22 protein-coding genes are annotated in these 20812 nt (G+C 53.8%); 16 read left to right on the top strand and 6 right to left on the bottom strand.

Annotation, left to right across the window (positions count from 1 at the left end):
* Window positions 1-501: 501 nt before the first annotated feature.
* The 4 genes from AAA927_RS11035 to AAA927_RS11050 form a co-directional block, all read right to left on the bottom strand.
* The gene (locus AAA927_RS11035) at window positions 502-1479 is read right to left on the bottom strand and encodes a polyprenyl synthetase family protein (protein ID WP_338217881.1); all 978 of its coding nucleotides are present in this window, start codon (window positions 1477-1479) and stop codon (window positions 502-504) included.
* On the bottom strand, window positions 1476-2048 hold the full coding sequence (locus AAA927_RS11040; RefSeq protein WP_125579901.1) for a Gx transporter family protein: 573 nt from the start codon (window positions 2046-2048) through the stop codon (window positions 1476-1478). Before AAA927_RS11040 ends, AAA927_RS11035 begins: the two co-directional genes overlap by 4 nt.
* Entirely contained in the window at window positions 2045-2473 is a 429-nt protein-coding gene (locus AAA927_RS11045) for a NusG domain II-containing protein (RefSeq protein WP_204119583.1), read from the bottom strand. Before AAA927_RS11045 ends, AAA927_RS11040 begins: the two co-directional genes overlap by 4 nt.
* Before the next feature lie 89 nt (window positions 2474-2562).
* Window positions 2563-4473, bottom strand: a complete 1911-nt coding sequence (locus AAA927_RS11050; protein WP_338217882.1) for an FAD-dependent oxidoreductase — start codon at window positions 4471-4473, stop codon at window positions 2563-2565.
* A 295-nt stretch (window positions 4474-4768) separates the two neighbouring features.
* Here AAA927_RS11050 and pplA point away from each other — a divergent pair, with 295 nt between their 5' ends.
* The 10 genes from pplA (at window position 4769) to rplA (ending at window position 12263) form a co-directional block, all read left to right on the top strand.
* Window positions 4769-5692 carry an extracellular electron transfer flavoprotein PplA gene (gene pplA, locus AAA927_RS11055; RefSeq protein ID WP_338217883.1) on the top strand — a complete coding sequence of 308 codons (924 nt, stop codon included), beginning with the start codon at window positions 4769-4771 and terminating at the stop codon, window positions 5690-5692.
* Window positions 5693-5787: 95 nt separating this feature from the next.
* The gene (locus tag AAA927_RS11060; RefSeq protein WP_338217884.1) at window positions 5788-6855 is read left to right on the top strand and encodes an FAD:protein FMN transferase; all 1068 of its coding nucleotides are present in this window, start codon (window positions 5788-5790) and stop codon (window positions 6853-6855) included.
* Window positions 6856-6881: 26 nt separating this feature from the next.
* The gene (locus tag AAA927_RS11065; protein ID WP_338217886.1) at window positions 6882-7826 is read left to right on the top strand and encodes a 1,4-dihydroxy-2-naphthoate polyprenyltransferase; all 945 of its coding nucleotides are present in this window, start codon (window positions 6882-6884) and stop codon (window positions 7824-7826) included.
* Window positions 7823-8806 (top strand): UbiA family prenyltransferase, encoded by a 984-nt coding sequence (locus AAA927_RS11070; protein ID WP_338217887.1) that lies wholly within the window; start codon window positions 7823-7825, stop codon window positions 8804-8806. The genes AAA927_RS11065 and AAA927_RS11070 overlap by 4 nt, the downstream gene beginning before the upstream one ends.
* Window positions 8807-8836: 30 nt before the next feature.
* Window positions 8837-8986 carry a 50S ribosomal protein L33 gene (gene rpmG, locus AAA927_RS11075; RefSeq protein WP_125579887.1) on the top strand — a complete coding sequence of 50 codons (150 nt, stop codon included), beginning with the start codon at window positions 8837-8839 and terminating at the stop codon, window positions 8984-8986.
* A gap of 12 nt (window positions 8987-8998) precedes the next feature.
* Window positions 8999-9169, top strand: coding sequence for a preprotein translocase subunit SecE (gene secE / locus AAA927_RS11080; RefSeq protein WP_125579885.1), 171 nt, complete (start codon window positions 8999-9001; stop codon window positions 9167-9169).
* Window positions 9170-9284: 115 nt separating this feature from the next.
* Window positions 9285-9830 (top strand): transcription termination/antitermination protein NusG, encoded by a 546-nt coding sequence (gene nusG, locus AAA927_RS11085; RefSeq protein WP_125579883.1) that lies wholly within the window; start codon window positions 9285-9287, stop codon window positions 9828-9830.
* 13 nt (window positions 9831-9843) lie between these two features.
* Complete coding sequence (locus AAA927_RS11090; protein WP_338217888.1) at window positions 9844-10641, top strand: alpha/beta fold hydrolase; 798 nt, start codon at window positions 9844-9846, stop codon at window positions 10639-10641.
* 417 nt (window positions 10642-11058) lie between these two features.
* A complete protein-coding gene (gene rplK / locus AAA927_RS11095; protein WP_125579879.1) occupies window positions 11059-11484 on the top strand; it encodes a 50S ribosomal protein L11 in 426 nt (141 codons plus the stop codon).
* Between the two features lie 89 nt (window positions 11485-11573).
* Window positions 11574-12263, top strand: a complete 690-nt coding sequence (gene rplA, locus AAA927_RS11100; RefSeq protein ID WP_338217889.1) for a 50S ribosomal protein L1 — start codon at window positions 11574-11576, stop codon at window positions 12261-12263.
* 52 nt (window positions 12264-12315) lie between these two features.
* Here the strand turns inward: rplA and AAA927_RS11105 are convergent, their stop codons facing one another.
* Window positions 12316-13161, bottom strand: a complete 846-nt coding sequence (locus AAA927_RS11105) for a MurR/RpiR family transcriptional regulator (RefSeq protein ID WP_338217890.1) — start codon at window positions 13159-13161, stop codon at window positions 12316-12318.
* A 140-nt stretch (window positions 13162-13301) separates the two neighbouring features.
* Here AAA927_RS11105 and AAA927_RS11110 point away from each other — a divergent pair, with 140 nt between their 5' ends.
* Window positions 13302-14609: a PTS sugar transporter subunit IIC gene (locus AAA927_RS11110; RefSeq protein WP_338217891.1), complete on the top strand. Its 1308-nt coding sequence runs from the start codon at window positions 13302-13304 to the stop codon at window positions 14607-14609.
* A 19-nt stretch (window positions 14610-14628) separates the two neighbouring features.
* Complete coding sequence (locus tag AAA927_RS11115) at window positions 14629-16074, top strand: 6-phospho-beta-glucosidase (RefSeq protein WP_338217892.1); 1446 nt, start codon at window positions 14629-14631, stop codon at window positions 16072-16074.
* Window positions 16075-16146: 72 nt separating this feature from the next.
* Here the strand turns inward: AAA927_RS11115 and AAA927_RS11120 are convergent, their stop codons facing one another.
* Complete coding sequence (locus AAA927_RS11120) at window positions 16147-16716, bottom strand: hypothetical protein (RefSeq protein ID WP_338217893.1); 570 nt, start codon at window positions 16714-16716, stop codon at window positions 16147-16149.
* 172 nt (window positions 16717-16888) lie between these two features.
* On the opposite strand from AAA927_RS11120, the gene AAA927_RS11125 reads away from it, so the two are divergent.
* Genes AAA927_RS11125 through AAA927_RS11140 form a run of 4 tightly spaced genes read left to right on the top strand, consistent with a single transcriptional unit; the run spans window position 16889 to window position 20313 of the window.
* Window positions 16889-18100, top strand: coding sequence for a betaine/proline/choline family ABC transporter ATP-binding protein (locus tag AAA927_RS11125; protein ID WP_338217894.1), 1212 nt, complete (start codon window positions 16889-16891; stop codon window positions 18098-18100).
* Window positions 18093-18734 (top strand): ABC transporter permease, encoded by a 642-nt coding sequence (locus AAA927_RS11130; RefSeq protein ID WP_125579865.1) that lies wholly within the window; start codon window positions 18093-18095, stop codon window positions 18732-18734. Before AAA927_RS11125 ends, AAA927_RS11130 begins: the two co-directional genes overlap by 8 nt.
* Window positions 18731-19654, top strand: coding sequence for an osmoprotectant ABC transporter substrate-binding protein (locus AAA927_RS11135; RefSeq protein ID WP_338217895.1), 924 nt, complete (start codon window positions 18731-18733; stop codon window positions 19652-19654). The genes AAA927_RS11130 and AAA927_RS11135 overlap by 4 nt, the downstream gene beginning before the upstream one ends.
* Window positions 19654-20313 carry an ABC transporter permease gene (locus AAA927_RS11140; RefSeq protein WP_338217896.1) on the top strand — a complete coding sequence of 220 codons (660 nt, stop codon included), beginning with the start codon at window positions 19654-19656 and terminating at the stop codon, window positions 20311-20313. Before AAA927_RS11135 ends, AAA927_RS11140 begins: the two co-directional genes overlap by 1 nt.
* Window positions 20314-20812 lie beyond the last annotated feature (499 nt).

Here is a 20812-nt window from a genome sequence, read left to right on the forward strand (position 1 = left end):
TTCTTAGCTCGACGAATAGCCTAGCACTAGGCATTGCCGCTGGTTTGTAGCGGCGAGGCATAGTGCGTAGCTATTTGCTCGAGCGTTGGCCCTTCGCAGCGCAACTAAGGAAAGGCAGCGGAGCATGGCCGCTCTTAGCCGGATGGGTAGCCTAGCTTCAGGCATTGCCGCCGATTTTTGGCGGCGAGGCCTGAAGCGTAGCTAGCCACTCCGGCGTTGGCCATGCGCAGCGCGACTAGAAAGGTTGTGGAGGTAAGCCGTTCTTAGCCGGATGATTAGCCTAGCTCGCGGTATTGCCGCCCGCTCTTGGCGGCGAGGCCGCGAGCGTAGCTAATCACTCCGGCGTTGGCTTACCGCAGCGCAACTAAGGAAAGGCTGTGGAGGTAAGCCGGTCTTAGCCGGATGATTAGCCTTTCTGCCGCATGTCAGCCTGTACCTAACACAAATAGCCCACCCTTGACTGTGACGTCAAAGGTGGGCTATTTCAGTATGGTGTTCATTTTACTGTTTCCGGGTCAGCAGCGACTCAGTGAGCTGAATCAGCAAGGCGCGCGCCGGTAAATCCGGCAAGGTCGCTAGCTGTGCCTGCGCTTTCGCGGTGTAATCTGCTGCTAAAGCGCGCGCTTTGGCCACGCCGTCATATTGCTGGATCAAGGCCAGCACAGCGGCGACGTCTTCATTACTCATGGCATCTCGCTTGGCTAACAGCGGGGTAAACGCTTGGCGATTTTGGCTCATGGCGAGCACCAGCGGCGCGGAGTAGACACCTTGGCGCATGTCTTCGTGCACGGGCTTGCCCATGGTCGAAGCGGTAGCGGTGTAGTCGAGAATATCGTCTAACAGCTGAAAGGCGATGCCGATGTTCAGGCCAATCGCCTCGGTCTTCTTGGCGAACCGCAGCGACTGCCCGCTTTCATAGGCGCCGATGAAGGCTGCCAAAGCGAACAGCTGGCCAGTTTTGCCGGTGACCTGGTGCAGGTAGTCGTCAATGGTCATGTCAACATTGTAGCGGCGAGCCATCTGGGCCATTTCACCGTTCAAAATCCGTTCCATGCTGAGCGAATCTTGCTGCACAGAGCGGAGGTCGCTGGCGTAATGCGCAATCAGCTTAAAGCAGACCACAAACAGATAGTCGCCGGCGTAAACCGCCACATCATTGCCGAATTGGGCGGCAATGGTAGGTTCATTGCGCCGGGTGGCCGCTTTGTCCACAATGTCGTCATGCACCAAGGTGGCAGTGTGCAGCGTTTCAATCGCCGCCGCCAAAGCAATCATTTTCTGCCGGTCAACGGTTTTGAACTGGGAAAACAGCAGGCAGTAAGCAGGCCGCAGCAGCTTGCCGCCGCTGTTGATCATGCGCACCAAGGCTTCGGCGACTGGCTTATTGTCGGGATGCACTTCATCTTCGATCAGCTGCAAAGTCGCGCTCAATTCCGGTGCTAGCGTGGGGTAAGCCGCCCACATTGGGTGTATCTTCATGATTTTGATAACTCCTTCTTCGGGCGTTTCTGATGATCAAAGCGCAAGCGCTTGAGGGTATCGATGTGTTCGAATAGAAAATTGGCCGCCACACCAACCGCAATTCCCGATAAAATCCCCATGAACGCTAGCACCGGCAAGTACAACATCACAGTCCAACTTTGCGCAATCAGGCTGGCCACTAGCAGCTGCCCGACGTTGTGCAAAATCCCACCGGCCGCAGAAAGACCAATCATGCTGATGCGCTTTTCACCGAGCTGTTTGAGGAGCAACATGCCGCACCAACTCAGCAAGGCGCCGGCGCCGCTGTACATGAAAGTCGACAGCGTCCCGCCCAGCAGGGTGGTAAGCAGAAGCCGTAGCAACATCAATAAGAAACTGTCAGATACGGACATCGTGTACAGCGACACAATCGTAATCAGGTTGGCCAAGCCGAGCTTGGCGCCAGGGGCAAACGCGAAAGGAAAGGGAATCATCCGCTCCAGCAAGCCGATGATCACCCCTTGGGCACAAAGCAGAGCAATGTAAATCACCTGCCGCGTTCGCTCTGGGCGATAAGCGCGCCTCATTCAGTCACCATCCCGCCGGCGCCGGTGTTGGCCGCCTTGCTGGACTTGATTTCAACCAGGAGCTTGTGAGGCAAGCAGACAATGGTTTGGCCGGCCCGTTCAATCTTGCCTTTTTTGACGCACAGCTGATCCGGGCAGTCGGCATCGCTGATTTCAATTTGCTCATTGGTGGCAACGACTTCATTGTACTCATTGCCATTTTTGAAGCGAAATTTGCTGACGCCATGATGGCCAGTGAGTTGGATATGATAAACCTCTTTGCCATCATGGGTGACCACCGCAGTCAGGACTTGGTCAGCCGCTTGCGCCTTCGCCTGCTGGCGGGCAAAGACCACGTAAGGGATGAAGGAAGCCAGCATGAGCGCTAGAACGATGATGACGTCCCAGGGCCGGATCATTTTTAAATACTTATTTGATTTCGCCATGCTGTGCCTCCTTTCTGACTTGAGGGTTTGGCATAAAAAAGAGTTCCGGGGTCAAGTCTACCCCAGAACCCCTTAAGCAAGCAATGTTGCTATTTGGCTACATCACTGCCATATAACGCTTTTGGTTTTCCGTACCACCACTTGCCGAAGGTCTTCTGCAGGTAAGGGACAACCCACTTATCAAGCCCAAAGGCCCGGCCGGAACCATTCATCACGGCAATGGCCATCGGGATCATCCAGATGTTGACCCAGTAGAACATGCCAGACAGACAGAAGATGGCGGTGAACATCACTGAAGTCGCACCGCTGAGCCAGGTGAAGAGCCCAGCGACCAGCGCCAACCCAATCAGAATTTCAATGACGGTCATGGTCTTTTGCATGAAGAAGGCCACGTCTTGGTTCGGAATCATGGCTTTGGTGATGCTGTACATCCAGTTTGGCATCTTTTCAAACACCATCATCGGTTCCTTGCCGTATTGATAGGAAAGGGAGAAGACGGACTTCACGGCTTTGGCCGTGGTGGCAACGGCATCAGCGCCGGCGCCAGAAGCGGCGCTGGTAGCGTCAGCTCCAGCAGCGGAAGCACCACTGGTCGTAGCTGGTTGCAACCAGTCAAATGGTAGGCGTAGCTTGTCGATGAACCAGGATTCCTTACCAGAAATCTTGCCGGCACAGTCCACCAACCACATCAGACCCAAGAAAATCCGCGCTGGCACAGCCCACAGGACATTACCTTGGCGAGAAATGTGACCGCGCATCAGGTTGCGGTCGTCATGGGTGCGGAAGAACTCGTGCATCAAGTACTGGAAGAAATAATAGCCAGAGTAGGTCTGCAAGAAGTAAAGCATGTTGACCAGGTGCTTCATCAACATGGCGAAGAACCCGGACAGGTGCAGCCAGCCCATGATGTTGGCCACGCCGTAGCGGGAGCCCAACGAAACCATGAAGCCAGAATAGGACGCCTTGTAGTCAACATCTGCCGCTTTGCCAGCGACTTGGTTTTCGATGTTGAGCAGGGCAGTCTTGGCACTGGCTTCAGCGCCTTGCACGATTTGGGGTTCACCGCGATTGGAGTTACCAGCGAAGAACGAAACGTCCCCAACGACATAAATCGCAGGGTCATCTTGCGACTGCATGTGGCTGTTGACCACGATGCGGCCAGCGCGCGCCTGGGTCAAACCGAAGTTAGCCGCTTGGTCGGTGGCTTTAACGCCAGCGGTCCAAATCAAGGTGGCGGTTGGATAGGTGCTACCATCTTTCAGGTCAACATGGTCTTCGTGAACGCCAACCACGCCAGTGTTCTTCATGACCTTGATGCCACGCTTGAGCATGTAACGCTCCGCCTTGTCAGCATCGGAGCGATCCAGCATGTTCATGATGGTCGGCGCCATTTCCATCAAAGCAAAGGTAATCTCTTCAGGATCCAGCTTGTATTCCTTGGCCAGGCTATCGCGCCAGTCGCGCAATTCGCCAATAGTTTCGGTCCCGGTAAAGCCAGAACCAACCACCACGATGGAGAGCAGCGCCTTGCGCTTAGCTGGGTCGTGTTCTTCAGCGCCGCGGCGCACCACGTCCTCAACATGCTGCTTCAAGGCGATGGCCTGTTCCCATGAGCCCAAAGTGAAGCCATGTTCTTTGACGCCAGGGGTGCCAAAGTCATTTGGTTCAGAGCCAATGCCGAGCATCACGTAATCGTAAGGATACGCGCCATGCTTGGTTTTGACTTCTTTCTTCTCGCGGTCAATCGTGGTGACCGTGTCAGTGACCAGCTTCACGTTCTTGCGCCGGCAGAACAGCCGCTGCAAGTCGTATTGAATCGCAGCTTGAGGGACGCGATCCGCCGCCACTTCATGTAACTCTGTCATATAGGTAAAGTAGGAATGACGGTCAATCAAGGTGATCGTCACGTCTTTATCGTGTTTAAAATGTTTGGCAAGCCGCTTGGTGGCGTAGACCCCCGCGAAGCCGGCGCCAACAATAACGATATTCTTCTGCGCCATGGTAACACTCCTTAATTTTGAATAATGCCAAAAGCTTGTTCAATGCAACACCAATTATACCTTTTTAGTACAGTAATTGTCCACGATTTCACGAACCCCAAAAATGTGTTCCCCAGAGTTTGCCGCAAAAGGAACAAGTTCCCTTTTTGTAGCAATGAAAGCGTCATCAATAAAATGAGAAAGCGCTCAGAATTGTTCGGTTTTAGTTGCATTTTTCCGATGGGCTGTTTAGACTTAGTTTGTGTGAAATGTAACACAAAGTTCGCCAATATGAGGTAAAAAGGGGTAATTCGATATGAAGTTAACCAAAACACTGACCAGCGTGTCCATCATTGCATTGTCCGCCTTGACCCTTGCTGCTTGTGGCAGCAACAGCTCAGACAAGGACAGCTCCAGCAGCAAGACCAAGAGTTCCAAGGTGGCTAAGAAGTCATCTAGCAGCGCTAAGGAACAAAAGCAAACTGCCGGTGCCGCCCTTCAAGACGGCGACTACAGCTTGGAAGAAGCTGACTACTCCCATGGTTATAAAGTGGAAATGAGCATGACTGTTGCCGGGGGCAAGATCACCAAGACCACCTATGACTATGTCGACAAAGACGGCAAGTCCAAGACCCAAGACGCTGACTACGAAAAGACCATGAAGAAGCAAAGTGGCGTTGGGCCTAAGGAATACATCCCAGAACTGAACAAGTCCTTCACCAAGAATGGGGCCAACGTTGGCGCCATCGACGTTGTTTCTGGTGCGACTGACTCCAGTTTGAGCTTCAAGAACTACGCAGCCCAACTGGTCCAAGCAGCGCAGGCTGGCAAGACCGATAAGATCACCATCCAAAACGGCCAGAAGATGAAAGACGGCACCTACACCCTGGAAGAAGAAAACTACTCCCACGGCTACCGCACTGTCTTCTCCATCACCGTTGCCGGTGGCAAGATCACCGAAAGCAAGTACGACAACGTGGACAAGAACGGCAAGTCCAAGAGCAACGATGCTGAATACGAAAAGAGCATGAAGAAGGTCAACGGCGTAGGTCCTAAGGAATACACCGAAAAGCTGAACGCTTCTTTGGTTAAGAACCAAGAACCAGCCAAGGTTGACGTTGTGTCCGGTGCGACGCACAGTTCCGACTCCTTCATCCTGTATGCTGAACAGCTGATCAACGCTGCTCAGGCTGGCAACACCACACCAATCAAGGTGTCCAACATCGTTTACGCTGAATAATTTCGGCGCGATGTCTGAAAGCAGTATCCCTGCGGATGCTGCTTTTTTTATTGGCGCCAGTCAGTATAATAAGAAGCGAAAGCGAGTTGAAGAAGATGAAGAAATGGCTGATCGCGCTCACCGCGCTGATCGCACTGGCGCTGCCACTAGCCGCCTGCAAGCAGCAGGCAAAGCCAAAAGCGGCGCCGGTGATCCAGACCCCATATAAGGATACGCAGTTTTTGATGGGGACTGTGGTCAATTTGAGTGTGTATAACAAGGGTAAGGAAAGTGCCTTAGACGATGGATTTGCCCGGATCAAACAGCTGGCCAAAGAAATTACCGTCAATCAAAAAGGCTCGGAAGTGGACGCGGTCAACAAGCAGGCAGGCATCAAGCCGGTCAAAGTGACCAAATCCGTGTATGCTTTGATCAAGTACGCCAAGGCCTACAGTGAACGGTCCAATGGCAGCTTTGACCTAGCCATCGGACCGGTCACGCAGCTGTGGCACATTGGCTTCTCTGATGCCCGCAAACCGGCGCAAAGCGAAATCGATGCGGTGCTGCCGCTGGTGCATTACCAAGATGTCGTTTTGAATGACAAGCAGCAAACCGTTTATCTGAAGCAAAAAGGCATGCAGCTGGATCTGGGCGGCATCGCCAAGGGCTTCATCGCCGATGAAGTGGTGAAAGTCTTCAAAAAAGACGGCGTCAACACGGCCATTATCGACCTCGGTGGCAATATCTTCGTGATGGGCCACAGTCCGAAAGCCAAGAACCGGCCGTGGACCGTGGGCATTCAAGATCCTAAGGCGAGTCGCGGCACCTCCATCGGCACCGTGCCGGCTTCGAACATCACGGTTGTCACCAGTGGTATTTACGAGCGGCATTTGGTAGTCGATGGCCACAACTACTCGCATTTGATGAATCCCAAAACTGGCTATCCGTTCGAAAACAACCTGGCCGGGGTGTCCATTATCACCAAGAAGTCCGTCGATGGGGATGCTCTTTCCACGGCGACCTTCGATAAAGGACTCAAGGACGGCATGGCCTTCATCGAAAAGCAAAAGGATGCTGAAGCCATTTTCATCACCAAAGATAAAAAGGTTTATGTTTCCAGCGGCTTGAAGAAGACCTTTGAGCTCATTCCTGATACTGGGTACAAACTGGCCACGCTGAAGTAGCCACCAAAAGGGGGAGTCCGGGACCAATGTCATTGGCCGTTTTCTTGGATTTAGTTGAAGCACGCACCAAACTTGCCAGTATTTTGCCGTTTGCAATCGGCATCGCGTTCACCCTGGCCTACTTTCACCAGTTGAATGGGCTGAACACGGTGCTGTTTTTCGTGGCGATGCTACTGTTCGACATGATGACCACGGCGCTGAATAACTTGATGGATTACCAAAAAGCTAAGGATCAGCACTACAAAGCGAACGTCAATATCATTGGCACCGCCAAGCTCAAGGTACAAACCGTGCAGACTTTGATTATCACCTTGCTGGCTGTGGCCACTGGGTTGGGCCTGATTTTGGTCTGGCGTACCGGCTGGCTCCTGCTAGTGATTGGGGCGGCGTGCTTTGTGATTGGCATTTTCTATACCTTCGGACCGCTGCCCCTGTCGCGCTTGCCGCTGGGGGAGGTCTTCTCTGGCGTCACCATGGGCCTGGGCATTCCGTTAATTGCGGTGTACGTCAATGTGGACACGGCGAAATTGTTGGACCTGCAGCTGGCCTGGCCCCAGCTGGCTTTGACCGGCGACTGGCGGGCGCTGCTGGCGCTAGGTTTGGTGTGCGTGGCACCGATGGGCACGATTGCCAATATTATGCTGGCCAACAACCTGTCAGATTATGAGCAGGATGTGGCCAATCACCGCCTGACGTTGCCGATGTATTTGAGCCGCGCCGCCAGCGGCCGCCTGTATTGGAGTTTGGCGCTGGTGGGGTTTGCCGCGGAAGTGCTGCTGGTCGTGCTTGGACTGTTGCCTTGGCCGGTATTGATCGGCTTGCTGGCATTGCCATTAGTGTGGCGTCAAAGCGCGCAGTTCGTCGCCAAGCCCGATAAACGGCTGACTTTCCCCAATGCGATTAAGACGCTGGTTGCGGAAAATGGGGCGTTGATTGTAGGCCTGTTGGTGAGCTGGGGGGTGAGCCGATGACGGAGGCACCTTATCGCAAGTTAACTTGGCCGCTGTTCATTGAACTCATTCGCCTGCCAGCTAAACTTGGCAGTTTTTTGCCGTTTGCGTTTGGCGTGGCGTATGCCTGGTATGGCTTCCACCAGTTCAACTGGCTCAACACCCTGATCTATTTCATTGGGCAAATGAGTATTGCCTTGTTTGTCACAGGATTTAACAACGTGCAGGACTTTTATAAGGCCAAAGATGAGCACTATCGCCAGACCCAAAACATTCTCGGCCGCGAGCACCTAGCGCCGCACCGCATTCTGGCGCTGATGCGGGTCTTCTTGGCCATTGCGGTTGGCGCCGGCCTGATCTTGGTGTGGCGCACGAATTTAAGCCTGCTGCTGATCGGCGGCGCCGCGATATTCGTGGCGATTTTCTACACCTATGGACCGGTGCCGCTGTCGCGCATTCCTTCCGGCGAAGTGCTGGCCGGGATGGTGGAAGGGTTTGGCACGGTGTTCATCGCTTTGTTTGTCAATATCGTGCCGCAGCCCATCATGCTCGGCTTCACGGGCAATCACTTTAGCCTCAGTGGCAACCTGCCTGTCATCCTCACGGTGTTTTTAGTGGCGCTGCCGATTGTGATTTTGGATGGCACGTTAATGTTTGCGGATAATATCTGTGACCTGGCCCAAGATCAGCGCAACCAGCGCTACACCTTACCTTATTACCTGGGCAAAAAGCGGGCGCTGCGCATTTACCCCTGGCTGCCAGCCAGTGCCTATATCCTGATCGTCTTGGCGGTGGGTCTGCGTTTTTTGCCATGGCTCGTGCTGCTGGTGCTGCTGATGTGGCCGCGAGTGCGCAAAAATATTCAGCGCTTTGAAGCCGTGCAGGACAAAGAAAAAACCTTCAACACTGCAGTGGCGAATATGCTACTGACATCAGGCACCGAGACGATTTTGCTCATCGTGGCTATTGGGCTAAACCTTGCATGGCCCGGGGTTTTCTGATAAGCTGTTGAGAGCGAATGGAGGGCGAACATGTCAGTTAAAAAAGTTGCGCTGGCGTGCAGCGTGTGTGGCCGCCGGAATTATTTTGTGCCGGAGAACCCACGCCGCACTGAACGCCTAACATTAAACAAGTATTGTAAATATTGCGGGCGCGTCACTGAGCACCGCGAAACTAAGTAGGAGGCGAGCTAGATGAAGTTTATCAAGAGTGTTATTCATGAAATGACCTTAGTCACATGGCCAACCGCCAAGGAAACCCGGCGCGACACCACGACGGTTATCATCACTTCCTTGATCTTCGCCGCGTATTTTGCGCTGGCCGATTGGGTCATCCTGCTTTTGCTCAAAGCATTTGTGTTCTAAAGTTGAAATTCACCGCTGGCATGGCGTATACTGATGTCAGCGAAAAAACCGCGGCCCTCGGGCAACGGTTTTTTATTTGCGCTTTAGCCAAGACATTCATTAAAGGAGAACAAACATGGTTGAATCAGCTGAAAAGCTTTGGTACGTGCTGCACACCTATTCTGGTTACGAAAACAAGGTCAAGACGAACCTCGAATCTCGAGTTTCTTCAATGAACATGGACGATTACATTTTCCGTGTCATCGTGCCTGAAGAAGAGGAACACGACGTTAAGGACGGCAAAGATAAGGTCAAAATGGAAAAGACCTTCCCTGGCTACGTCTTGGTCGAAATGGTCATGACCGACGAATCCTGGTTCGTGGTACGGAACACCCCAGGCGTCACCGGCTTCGTGGGTTCCCACGGGGCCGGCTCCAAGCCAAGCCCGCTGATGCCAGATGAAGTGGCCACGATTTTGCACTCCTTAGGGATGTCCACCACGCATGCGAACTTGTCCTTTGAAGTGGGCGAAACCATCACCATCATCGCCGGCGCCTTTGCTGGCATGAAAGGCAAGATTACCGCTAATGATCCGGACAAGATGAAGCTGAAGGCCACCATCAACATGTTCGAACGTGAAGTGTCTGCCGACCTTGATTACGATCAGGTCGACAAGCTGTAAGATGCTGGCGCTGATGTTAATCGGTTGCGGTGCCGTATTGGCTGCCGCAGCCGATTTTTATTACCTCGGGCACCCGCAAAAACACCGGCAAGTGACAGTCGGGGATGAGGTCCCGACGGTGTTTTTGCCTGGCTATTGGGGTAGCCGCTTTTCCTTCGGTCACATGCTGCGCCGCCTGGTGATGGATAAACAAGTCGTCGCCATCGTCAAACCCAACGGCCGAGTGCAACTGCGCGGCCACTTGCAACTCGGCCCGCATGTGGCGGTGCAGGTGCTGTTTACGCAAAAGCGCCTGCGCCCTGATCGCCAGCTGGCTGGCCTACAAGCGGTGGTTGTGGCGCTGCAAAAGCAGGCGGACTTCGCTGCCATCAACTTGGTGGCGCACTCCATGGGTGGCATCACCGCCTTGATGTACATCATCAGCCAACCGCCGGTCCCGGTGCGCACCTTGGTGTCCATCGCGGCCCCGTACAACGACCTAGAAGTCGCCAAAAACGACGCCATCCGCAACTGGCCACTGCTGCCCAGCGGCCCCAGCCAAACCGCACCGGTCTACGACTTCTTTCAAGCACACCGCCAGGCCTTGCCAGCCAACCTGCGCTGGCTAAACATCGCCGGCGATCTCTTCACCGGCGCTGCCCATGACGGCGTCGTCGGTGTCAACTCCAGCTTCGCCATCCGCTACCTTGCCCAAGACCAAGTGGCCGACTACCACGAAGTCCTCATCCGTGGCCCCCGTGCCGCCCACAGCCTGCTCCATGAAAATCGCTTGGTCGATCATGACATCGAACAATTTATCTGGGGCAAATAATGTAATCAGGTGGCGTGGCACATGGCGCTTACGCTCAAAGACACTCATAAGCAGAGGCAAGACAGTATTAGCTTACAGTCAGACTAATCGTAAAGTGAGCGCTACTGTAGGGCCGGGCAACCGGAGCGGGGAGGGGCTCAGTGGTGAAATTGTTCTTAGCCGGTGGGCTACCGGCTTAGAACAAGCCGCGACTTTGAGACTCGCACTTTGAGGCTCAAAGCGCTGGCCACCACGTTCCAGCCCCTCTCCGCGGAGGTTGTCCGGCCCGGCCGCTAAATCTCACCACACCAGTTGGTTAACTATTGCGTTTTGCGCTGAATCATGATAGCCTATTCAGGTATGTTTTGAGCATACGCGTGGGAGGCCAAATCGACTGGCCATCATCACCACATCACGGACTTAAGGAGGTTATGTTTCGTGGCTAAAAAAGTAGCAAACATCGTTAAACTCCAGATTCCTGGCGGGAAGGCAACTCCAGCTCCCCCTGTTGGCCCTGCACTGGGCCAAGCTGGGATCAACATCATGGGCTTCACCAAGGATTTCAACGCTCGGACCGCAGACCAAAATGGCATGCTGATCCCTGTTGTCATCACCGTGTATGAAGATCGTTCATTCGACTTCATCACCAAGACCCCACCAGCTGCTGTTCTTCTGAAGAAGGCAGCCGGCGTGGAACACGGCTCCGGCGAACCTAACACCAAAAAGGTGGCTAAGGTAACCAAGGACCAAGTGAAGCAGATTGCTGAAACAAAGATGCAAGACCTTAACGCCGCAGACGTAGAAGCTGCGATGCGCATGGTTGAAGGGACAGCACGTTCCATGGGCTTCGAAGTCGAAGGCTAATGCATGTCCGGATTGTCAGCGAAAGCTGAATGAATCAAGTGGAAGGGCAAGTGCCCGCTGACCACATTTGCAAGGAGGAAAATTCCAGAATGGCTAAGAAAGCAAAGAAGTACCAAGACGCTGCCAAGCAGGTTGAAGCTGGCAAAGCTTACACCCCAGATGACGCAGTGGCATTGGTCAAAAAAATCGATTTTGCCAAGTTCGACGCAACCGTTGAAGTTGCTTACAACCTGAACATCGACGTTAAGCAAGCAGACCAGCAGATCCGTGGCGCCATCGTGCTGCCAAACGGGACTGGTAAGACCCAACGCGTGATTGTCTTCGCTGAAGGCGATCAGGCTAAGGCCGCTGAAGAAGCTGGCGCTGACTTGGTTGGCTCCGACGACTTGGTCCAAAAGGTTCAAGACGGCTGGCTCGACTTTGACGTTGCCGTGGCTACCCCACCAATGATGGCGAAGGTTGGTCGTTTGGGCCGGGTCCTCGGGCCTAAGGGCTTGATGCCTAACCCAAAGACCGGCACCGTGACGATGGACACCGCTAAAGCGGTTAACGACGTCAAGGCCGGCCAAGTGGCTTACCGCGCTGACAAAGCTGGGATCGTTCACGCCCCAATCGGCAAGGTTTCCTTTGATGATGCTAAGCTCGTTGAGAACTTCAAAGCCCTCAACGACACCATCCTCAAGGCACGCCCTGCGTCTGCTAAAGGGACTTACATCCAAAGCTTGACCGTTACTTCCACCTTTGGCCCTGGGGTCAAGGTTGACGTTAACGCCTTCTAAGGATCATTTGCAAACGGCCTTTCCTCGCTGAGGGAAGGCCGTTTTTGCGTGCTTAGAAATGGGCGATGGGGGTGCTGGTGCGTTCGTGGTAGTTACGCTCGAAGTGACGATTATACAAGCAGGCGTAAAGCGTATTGAGTACATAGCTGATGGCGATTTGGGAGGAAAAATCCGACACTTTCATTTTGGCGGTTTCGCTCATCGGCACGGTGAGCACCACTTGCGCGTACAGCGCTAGCGGACTTTCCGGGTCGGCGGTGATGGCAATGATTGGGGTGTGATTTTGGCGAAACAGTTTGGCATCGTTGACCACCTCGGCAGTGCGACCGCTGTAGGAAATAATCAACGCCACGTCTTTTTCGTTGGCATGGTAGGCCAGATAATATTGCTCTGCCTGCAGGTCAAGCAGATTAACCGTGTAATTGATTTTCAGCAGTTTGAGCTGAAAGTCGCGGAGACGAATGTAGTTGCCGCTCACTGCAATGCCGAAAATCGTGCGGGCCCCTAGCAGCAAATCCACGGCCTGTTTCAGCTGGGCCGGCACCACTGCCTGAGCAGTTTCCTCGATGGTTTCGGTGGACAGCTTGGCAATTTTCCGAGCCACTTCAGCATCACTGTCTGTCGGCAAAAACGGCACGTTGGCATTGACGTGAGGGCCGGCACTGGCGAGCTGCGAGCAGCATTGCGCTAGTTCAATTTTGAAGTCACGGAAGTTGCTGGTGGCACACTTTTTACATAAGCGGGTAATGGTGGCCGGCGATGTGTGACATTGAGTTGCCAGGTCATAGATTGAGGCGTCCAGCACCGCCGCTGGGTCTTTTAAGATGCAAGTGGCGACGGCCTGTTCGCTCCGGGTGAGCTGGGATTGATTTTTAAGGGTGGTGATTAAATTCGTCATAGGGGCCTCCGTGAAAGAAAGTATCGCTAAAAGCGTTATTTTGAACAATTCCTTTGTGAGTTTGTAACAAAGTCCGCGTTATCGTTTACATCAGCAACTGCACCTTGGTAGCCTGAAGAGGAAGAAAGGGGAGAATAAGCATGGATAAAATTACTACTTGGGTTGAGCACAGCGTAGTGCCCACAGTGTCCAAGGTCACTGATAAACGCTACTTCCAAGCCCTGCGAGCCGGCTTCTTTGCCATTATGCCATTAACGATTATTGGCTCGATTTTTATGCTGATTACTGATTTTCCAATTGCCGGGTACGCCGATTTCATGGCAGGCATTTTTGGGAAAAACTGGGCGAACTACATTTCACCCGCCTATCGCGCAACGTTTAACATGATGGGGATGATGTTCGCCGGCACCATGTCGTACAAGCTGGCCGAGCAATATGACCTCGACAAGCTCACCGCGATGGTGCTGGGGCTGGTGTCCTATGTCATTGTCATTCCTAAGACCGTCATCGGCCCGAAAGGCGAAGTCGTCGAAAAGGTCATGTCTTTCGACTGGACCGGGACGCAAGGCGTCATCACCGCGATTTTTACCTCCATCATCACGGTCGAAGTGATTCGCTTCTGTGTGAATCGCAATATCACGATTAAGATGCCAGACAGCGTACCAGAAATGGTCAGCAAGGCCTTTAGTGCCTTAATTCCCGGCTTTTTCATCGCCGTGATTCTGCTGGTGCTTAACGGCATCGGCACCGTGATTTCTGGTTCCTTCCCGCAAATGATTTACTCCGCTTTGCAAGTGCCGATTCAAGGGATTATCGGCACGCCGATCGCGATTATCATTGTGTCTGGGTTAAACGGGCTGCTCTGGTGGTTCGGGATTCATCCGACGGTCATCAACTCCATGATTTACCCGATTTTGTATGCCAATGCCGACAAAAACCAAGCTTTGTTTGAAGCCGGCAAGTTGACCGCCCACACCGGGAACTTCGGGACGGTGCAAATGCTCGATCAGTTTGCCACGATTGGCGGGGCGGGGTGCACGATTGGCCTGGCGATTGCGATGTTGATTGTGGCCCGGTCCTCGCGAATGAAAGCCATGTCCAAAATCGCCAGTGTGCCGGCCATTTTCAACATCAACGAACCGCTGATCTTCGGGCTGCCGGTGATTTTCAATCCGCTGATGCTGATTCCAATCACCTTGGCGCCGATTGTGACGGTGCTGGTGGTGTACCTGGCCATGTCGATCGGCTTTATGCCAATGTTTCGAGGGATTCAAGCGCCATGGGCGACGCCGTTTTTCTTCTCTGGCTTTATTGTAGCCGGTTGGCAAGGCGCCGTCACGCAAACGATTGCTGTGGCGCTATGTGTGGTCATTTATTATCCATTCGTGAAAGCCTTGGATCACCAGTATCAGCTGGAAGAACAAGGCGACAAGAGTATCAAACTGTAAGCAAAGTGAGGTTATGTCTATGGGATTGCGGAAAGATTTTCTCTGGGGCGGCGCAGTAGCGGCCCATCAACTCGAAGGTGCCTGGCAAGCCGGCGGCAAAGGGGTGTCGATTGCCGATGTGATGACCGTGGGCGCGCATGGCGTGCCGCGGCAGATTACCGATGGGGTCTTGCCAGGGCAAAACTACCCCAACCATACGGCAATCGATTTTTATCATCATTATCCCGAAGACGTGAAGTTGCTGGGCGAATTGGGGTTGAAGTGTTTCCGCACCTCGATTGCCTGGACCCGCATCTTCCCTAATGGCGATGAAGATCAGCCGAATGAGGCCGGCTTACAGTTTTATGATGACCTGTTCGACGCGCTGCTAGCGCAAGGCATTCAGCCGGTGATCACGCTATCGCATTTTGAAATGCCGTATCATCTCGTTGAGGCCTATGGCGGCTGGCGGTCGCGCCAGCTGATTGGGTTCTTCACCCATTTTGCCGAGGTGGTGTTTAACCGGTACCGCGACAAGGTGAAATACTGGATGACCTTCAACGAAATCAACAACCAGAATAGTCTCGATGTCTATGACCTGTGGACCAATTCCGGCATCAAGCCGCAAGCGGATGAAGACGCGGAGCGCTTGCTGTACCAGGCTGGCCACTACGAACTGGTGGCCAGTGCCTTGGCTGTGCAAATTGGCCACCGCATTAACCCGAATTTCCAAATCGGGTGTATGGTCAACATGCGCCCGGTGTATCCGGCTAGCCCGGCGCCGCAAGATGTGTTTAAAGCTTCCCGCATGATGCAGGCGAACTACTGGTTTGTCGACGTCCAGGTCAACGGCCGCTACCCAAACTGGCTAGCATGTTATCAAAGCAATCAAGACTTTGGGCTGGATATCACCCAGGAAGATCTGGATGTGCTGGCGCAAGGCACCGTGGACTATATTGGCTTTTCCTATTACCGGTCAGAAACGGTGTCAGCGCGGGCTGACGAGCCGGCCTCGTATGTGACGCTCGGCGCCAACCACATCGTCGAAAACCCTAAAATTGAAACGTCGGAATGGGACTGGGGCATCGACCCCATCGGCCTACGCTACGGCCTGAACTGGTTCACCGACCGCTATCACGTACCGCTATTCATTGTCGAAAACGGCTTTGGGGCGCGGGACACAGTCGAGCACGGTCAGGTGCATGATCCGTATCGGACCCAGTATCTGGCGGCGCACATCAAACAGATGAAATTGGCAGTCGAACAAGACGGGGTGGACCTCATCGGTTACACGCCTTGGGGCATCATCGATTTGGTTTCTGCTGGCACCGGGCAAATGGACAAGCGCTATGGCGTCATTTACGTGAACAAAAACGATGCCGGCGCAGGCGACCTCAGCCGGCTGAAGAAAGATTCGTTTGCTTGGTATCGCCAGGTGATTGCGTCCAACGGGGAACAGCTTGATCCAGTATCAATTACAAATTAAAGCTGAGTTCGGGGGAACGCAAACAGCCACTTCGCAATGAAGTGGCTGTTTTGCGTCTCTGCCTGCAAGTGGTTAAAGCTGGGGCGATTGGAGCGAGCTTGGACGGTCGTTGGCCAAAAAGGCAATCGGCGTCCCAGCGACCATCTGATCATAAGTCTCGGCTTTCAGCTGGCTGGAAAAGGCATATTCATCGCTGGCTTCAGGCAGCTGAGCGAGGTGCAACGCATCAACGATGGGTAGCTGGCCAGGCTGCCGCACCAGAAATTGGGCCGCTAGCCCACCAGGGACCGCGAGATAAAAATCGTAATCTGGGGCCAGCACATGCAGGCCAGTCGCATACGCGACATGGGTCCACAACCACGGGGCGCGTTTATCCATATTGATTTTGGTCAGGAACACGTCAAGCTGCGTTAAAGCAAGCGTTAACGGCGCTGCGCCGCGGGCCGTGATGGTCAGCGTCTGGTCGGCCAAAGTAGCGGTTACGCGCGAGCGCATCAGCTTGGCGAAGGTCCCTTGATCCGGGAAGGTCTGATCAGCCACGTGCAAGGTGTTCACACTTAAACCGCGCCCATTCAGCAAGGCTGGTGGGTCAGACAGGGTTAAAAAATACGGCTGACGATAAGCTGCTTTCAAATTATCCATCACGTATCCCTCCTCGCTAGGAAACGATAACGACTCCATTGATGCCCTTATTATACCGCCATAAGAAAGCGCTCACTATAATGGTGAGCAGACTATTCACTAACAGTCCAGATACAAAACCGGCAAAGGCGGTGTGTTATCATGGAGGCGTGAAGGTAAAGGAGGATGGAAAATGGCAACTGCTCAACCAATCGTCCAATATCTGGACGTCAACAAGGTGTACCGCGGTGGCAACGTGGCCGTGGAACACATCAATTTAACCATCGAGCGCGGCGATTTTGTGTGCTTGATTGGGACCAGTGGTTCAGGGAAGACCACCACCATGCGCATGATCAATCGCATGCTGGAGCCTACCGGAGGCCAGATTTTATTCAATGGTGAAGATATCCACAAGAAAGATCCGGTCAAATTGCGCCGGCAAATCGGTTATGTGATTCAGAACATTGGCCTGATGCCGCATATGACGCTGTATGAAAACATCACGCTGGTGCCGAAACTCTTGAAGTGGCCGGAAGCCAAGCGCCGCGCCAAGGCGGAATCCCTCATCAAAATGGTGGAGCTACCGGTGGACTATCTCGACCGTTATCCGGCCGAACTGTCTGGCGGGCAGCAGCAGCGCATCGGCGTGATTCGGGCGCTGGCTGCGGATCAGGATCTGATTTTGATGGATGAACCCTTTGGCGCGCTGGACCCAATCACGCGTGAAAGCCTCCAGGAGCTGGTGAAGTCGCTGCAGGAAAAGCTCGGTAAAACGGTGGTCTTTGTCACCCATGACATGGATGAGGCGCTCAAGCTCGCCACTAAAATCGTGGTGATGGACGGCGGCCACATCATTCAAAATGCCACCCCAGCGGAATTGCTGCAGCACCCGGCCAACCAATTTGTCCGGGATTTGATTGGCGAAGAACGGCTGATTCAAGCGCGGGCCGATGTCACCACGGTGGGCGCAATTATGCTCAAGAACCCCGCCGTGATCACCCCAGGCAAGTCCCTGCCGGAAGCCATCGCGCTGATGCGCAAGCACCGGGTTGATACCTTGCTGGTGGTGGATGACAACGGCTATCTGAAGGGCTTCATCGATGTGGAATCGCTGACTCATCAGTATCAAAAATCCACCGCTGTGGCCGACATCATGCAAACCAAATTGTTCTATGTGCAAGAAACGGCTTTGCTGCGTGACAGTGTCGACCGGATCCTGAAGCGCGGCCTCAAGTATGTGCCGGTGGTGGACGCCGACAACAAGCTGCGCGGCATTGTCACCCGGGCGTCCTTGGTGGACATGGTTTATGACACCATTTGGGGCGGCGATAATGACAACGGCGAAGCAAGTAACCCGGCACCGGTCGATCAAGAACCAGCGGAGGGAGGCGGCGTCAATGAGTAGCTTTTTGGCGGCGCATGGTACTGAACTGGTCGTCAAAACCTGGGAGCAGTTGTATATCTCAGCGATTGCCCTAGGTTTAGGGATTCTGGTAGCAGTGCCGCTGGGCATTGCCTTGACCCGCTTTCCGCGGACGGCCAAAGTCGTGATTGCCATTGCTAGCATGTTGCAAACCGTGCCGAGTTTGGCCCTGCTGGCTTTGATGATTCCCTTGTTTGGGATTGGGCAAGTGCCAGCGATTGTGGCGTTGTTCATTTATTCGTTGCTCCCGATTTTGCGCAACACGTATATCGGTATGGAAGACGTTTCGCCAACGTTGAAGGATTCGGCGAAGGGCATGGGCATGACCCCATTGCAGTCGATTTTCCAGGTGGAAATTCCCATGGCGATGCCAGTCATCATGGCGGGCATTCGTTTGTCGGCAGTGTACGTGATTGCCTGGGCGACCTTGGCCTCCTACATCGGGGCCGGCGGCTTAGGGGATTTGATTTTCAACGGCCTGAATTTGTTCCAGCCGGATCTGATTATCGGCGGCACCATTCCGGTTACGCTGCTGGCGCTTTTGGTGGACTATGCCTTAGGCCGCTTGGAGAAGCGGCTGACCCCGCACACTGGGCGTGAGGAGGTGGGCCAATGAAACGATGGTGGCAAGCATCACTCGCGTTAATTGGGTCCCTGCTACTACTGACCGGCTGCGGCTTTCCTGGGATTGCTGGCACGCAAAAAGGCACCGTGCGCATCGCGGCGTTGAGCTCAACGGAAAGCAGCATCATGGCCAACATGTTGGCTGAGCTCATCACGCATGAAACTGGCATGCCAACCACGCTAGTGTCCAACCTCGGTTCAACGACGGTGACCCATCAGGCGATGATTCGCGGTGATGCCGATATTGCGGCGACGCGCTACACCGGCACTGACCTGACCGGTACGCTGAATTTGCCAGTTGAAAAAGATCCAAAAAAGGCCGGCGCGATCGTGAAACGCGTGTTCAAGCAGAAGTATCACCAGACTTGGTACCCGACTTATGGCTTTGCGGATACTTATGCCTTCATGGTGACCAAGGAATTTGCCAAGGCCCACAATGTTCAAACCATCAGTCAGCTCAAACCGCTGGCGCCTACCATGAATGCCGGGGTGGATAGCTCCTGGATGAACCGCAAAGGCGATGGCTATCCCGACTTCGGCCAGGCCTATGGCTTTGATTTCAAACGTGTTTACCCGATGCAAATCGGGTTGGTGTATGACGCCGTGGAAGCCGGCAAAATGCAGACCGTGCTGGGTTATTCCACGGATGGCCGCATTCGCAGCTACAATTTGACGGTGCTGAAGGATGACAAAAACTTCTTCCCGCCATATGATGCGTCGCTCGTGGTCAATGACAGCCTATTGAAACGCTACCCGAAGCTGAAACCATTGCTGCACCGGCTAGATGGCAAAATCAGCCTGAAGACCATGCAAGATTTGAATTACCAGGTGGATGATCAGCTGAAAGAGCCATCAGTGGTGGCCCGCGAGTTCTTAGAGAAACATAACTATTTTCGGGGAGGTGAACAGTAATGGCTGATATGAATACCTGGCAACAGTTCTGGTACTACATGAGCGAGAATGGCGCTTATGTGTTGAGTCAATTCACTCGCCATTTTCTGATTTCGATCTACGGCGTGCTGATTGCGGCTGTGATCGGCATTCCGATTGGGTTGTTCATCGCCCGGAATCGCAAATTATCCAGCACCATTATCGGCATCGCCAATGTCATTCAGACCATTCCGAGTTTGGCGATGTTGTCGATTATCATGCTGGGGCTGGGCCTGGGGGTGAATACCGTGATTGTGACGGTATTCCTCTACTCGCTACTGCCGATTATCAAAAACACCTACACCGGTATGGCCAGCGTCGATCCCAATGTGATTGACTCGGCCAAGGGGATGGGGATGACGAGTTTCCAGCGCCTCTACATGGTGGAAATTCCGCTGTCCTTGTCCGTTATCATGGCAGGCATCCGTAATGCCTTAGTGGTCGCCATCGGCATCACTGCTATTGGGGCCTTTGTTGGCGCCGGCGGCCTAGGCGACATTATCGTCCGCGGCACCAACGCGACCAACGGCGGCGCCATTATCCTCGCCGGCGCGCTCCCGACGGCCTTGATGGCCATCATCGCCGATCTCGTGCTGGGCGCCGTGCAGCGGCGCTTGGAACCGAAGAAAGCCCGGAGTTAAATGCGGCGAAGCACGACTTTGAAATCAAAGTCGTGTTTTTTTGTGGAGACAGGCGCGGGCGGCGGCGGTGGGCTCCGCTTGGCCGGGGGTGCTGGCGGTGCAGCCGGTCCGAGCCGAAAACCGGTCTCGGACCTAGTTTTGAAGCCGCAGTCGCTAGCGCTCCAGTGCGTCTTCAAAACTGCCGCGATTAGCTCTGGGAAGCCCTGCACAAAAAGCGTGCCGGTCTTCCGGTCGCTAATCGTTTCACTGCCAGACCCCCGCCAAGCTCCGCCCACCGCCGCCACCCGCTTGATAACAGTAACGATTTGGTTGCGTGCTGATGTAGCATCAGATTATCCTTGGGGGTCACTAAAACAAAAAGAGGCCCGAATCTGCACTTGGCCCTGTCAAGTTGACAGATGAAATAATATAAAGTTTTGTCTGTTTCTAAACGGCTTCACTCCAGTATTCATCAGGGGTGAGGCCGTTTCTTTGTGCTGAGCGATTGTGGTGATTGAAG

Origin of the sequence: Lacticaseibacillus salsurivasis, assembly GCF_036246225.1 — a bacterium.
GTDB classification, from domain to species: Bacteria; Bacillota; Bacilli; order Lactobacillales; family Lactobacillaceae; genus Lacticaseibacillus; species Lacticaseibacillus salsurivasis.

What these genes read in the sequence shown, in the direction of transcription:
- AAA927_RS11050 (WP_338217882.1), bottom strand. Translation starts at nt 4,473, where the DNA reads ATGGCGCAGAAGAATATCGTTATTGTTGGCGCCGGCTTCGCGGGGGTC.
- secE (WP_125579885.1), top strand. Translation starts at nt 8,999, where the DNA reads ATGAAGTTTATCAAGAGTGTTATTCATGAAATGACCTTAGTCACATGG.
- AAA927_RS11135 (WP_338217895.1), top strand. Translation starts at nt 18,731, where the DNA reads ATGAAACGATGGTGGCAAGCATCACTCGCGTTAATTGGGTCCCTGCTA.
- pplA (WP_338217883.1), top strand. Translation starts at nt 4,769, where the DNA reads ATGAAGTTAACCAAAACACTGACCAGCGTGTCCATCATTGCATTGTCC.
- AAA927_RS11125 (WP_338217894.1), top strand. Translation starts at nt 16,889, where the DNA reads ATGGCAACTGCTCAACCAATCGTCCAATATCTGGACGTCAACAAGGTG.
- AAA927_RS11070 (WP_338217887.1), top strand. Translation starts at nt 7,823, where the DNA reads ATGACGGAGGCACCTTATCGCAAGTTAACTTGGCCGCTGTTCATTGAA.
- AAA927_RS11090 (WP_338217888.1), top strand. Translation starts at nt 9,844, where the DNA reads ATGTTAATCGGTTGCGGTGCCGTATTGGCTGCCGCAGCCGATTTTTAT.
- AAA927_RS11120 (WP_338217893.1), bottom strand. Translation starts at nt 16,716, where the DNA reads ATGGATAATTTGAAAGCAGCTTATCGTCAGCCGTATTTTTTAACCCTG.
- AAA927_RS11060 (WP_338217884.1), top strand. Translation starts at nt 5,788, where the DNA reads ATGAAGAAATGGCTGATCGCGCTCACCGCGCTGATCGCACTGGCGCTG.
- nusG (WP_125579883.1), top strand. Translation starts at nt 9,285, where the DNA reads ATGGTTGAATCAGCTGAAAAGCTTTGGTACGTGCTGCACACCTATTCT.
- AAA927_RS11110 (WP_338217891.1), top strand. Translation starts at nt 13,302, where the DNA reads ATGGATAAAATTACTACTTGGGTTGAGCACAGCGTAGTGCCCACAGTG.
- AAA927_RS11105 (WP_338217890.1), bottom strand. Translation starts at nt 13,161, where the DNA reads ATGACGAATTTAATCACCACCCTTAAAAATCAATCCCAGCTCACCCGG.
- AAA927_RS11140 (WP_338217896.1), top strand. Translation starts at nt 19,654, where the DNA reads ATGGCTGATATGAATACCTGGCAACAGTTCTGGTACTACATGAGCGAG.
- AAA927_RS11040 (WP_125579901.1), bottom strand. Translation starts at nt 2,048, where the DNA reads ATGAGGCGCGCTTATCGCCCAGAGCGAACGCGGCAGGTGATTTACATT.
- AAA927_RS11130 (WP_125579865.1), top strand. Translation starts at nt 18,093, where the DNA reads ATGAGTAGCTTTTTGGCGGCGCATGGTACTGAACTGGTCGTCAAAACC.
- AAA927_RS11065 (WP_338217886.1), top strand. Translation starts at nt 6,882, where the DNA reads ATGTCATTGGCCGTTTTCTTGGATTTAGTTGAAGCACGCACCAAACTT.
- AAA927_RS11115 (WP_338217892.1), top strand. Translation starts at nt 14,629, where the DNA reads ATGGGATTGCGGAAAGATTTTCTCTGGGGCGGCGCAGTAGCGGCCCAT.
- AAA927_RS11035 (WP_338217881.1), bottom strand. Translation starts at nt 1,479, where the DNA reads ATGAAGATACACCCAATGTGGGCGGCTTACCCCACGCTAGCACCGGAA.
- rplA (WP_338217889.1), top strand. Translation starts at nt 11,574, where the DNA reads ATGGCTAAGAAAGCAAAGAAGTACCAAGACGCTGCCAAGCAGGTTGAA.
- AAA927_RS11045 (WP_204119583.1), bottom strand. Translation starts at nt 2,473, where the DNA reads ATGGCGAAATCAAATAAGTATTTAAAAATGATCCGGCCCTGGGACGTC.
- rpmG (WP_125579887.1), top strand. Translation starts at nt 8,837, where the DNA reads ATGTCAGTTAAAAAAGTTGCGCTGGCGTGCAGCGTGTGTGGCCGCCGG.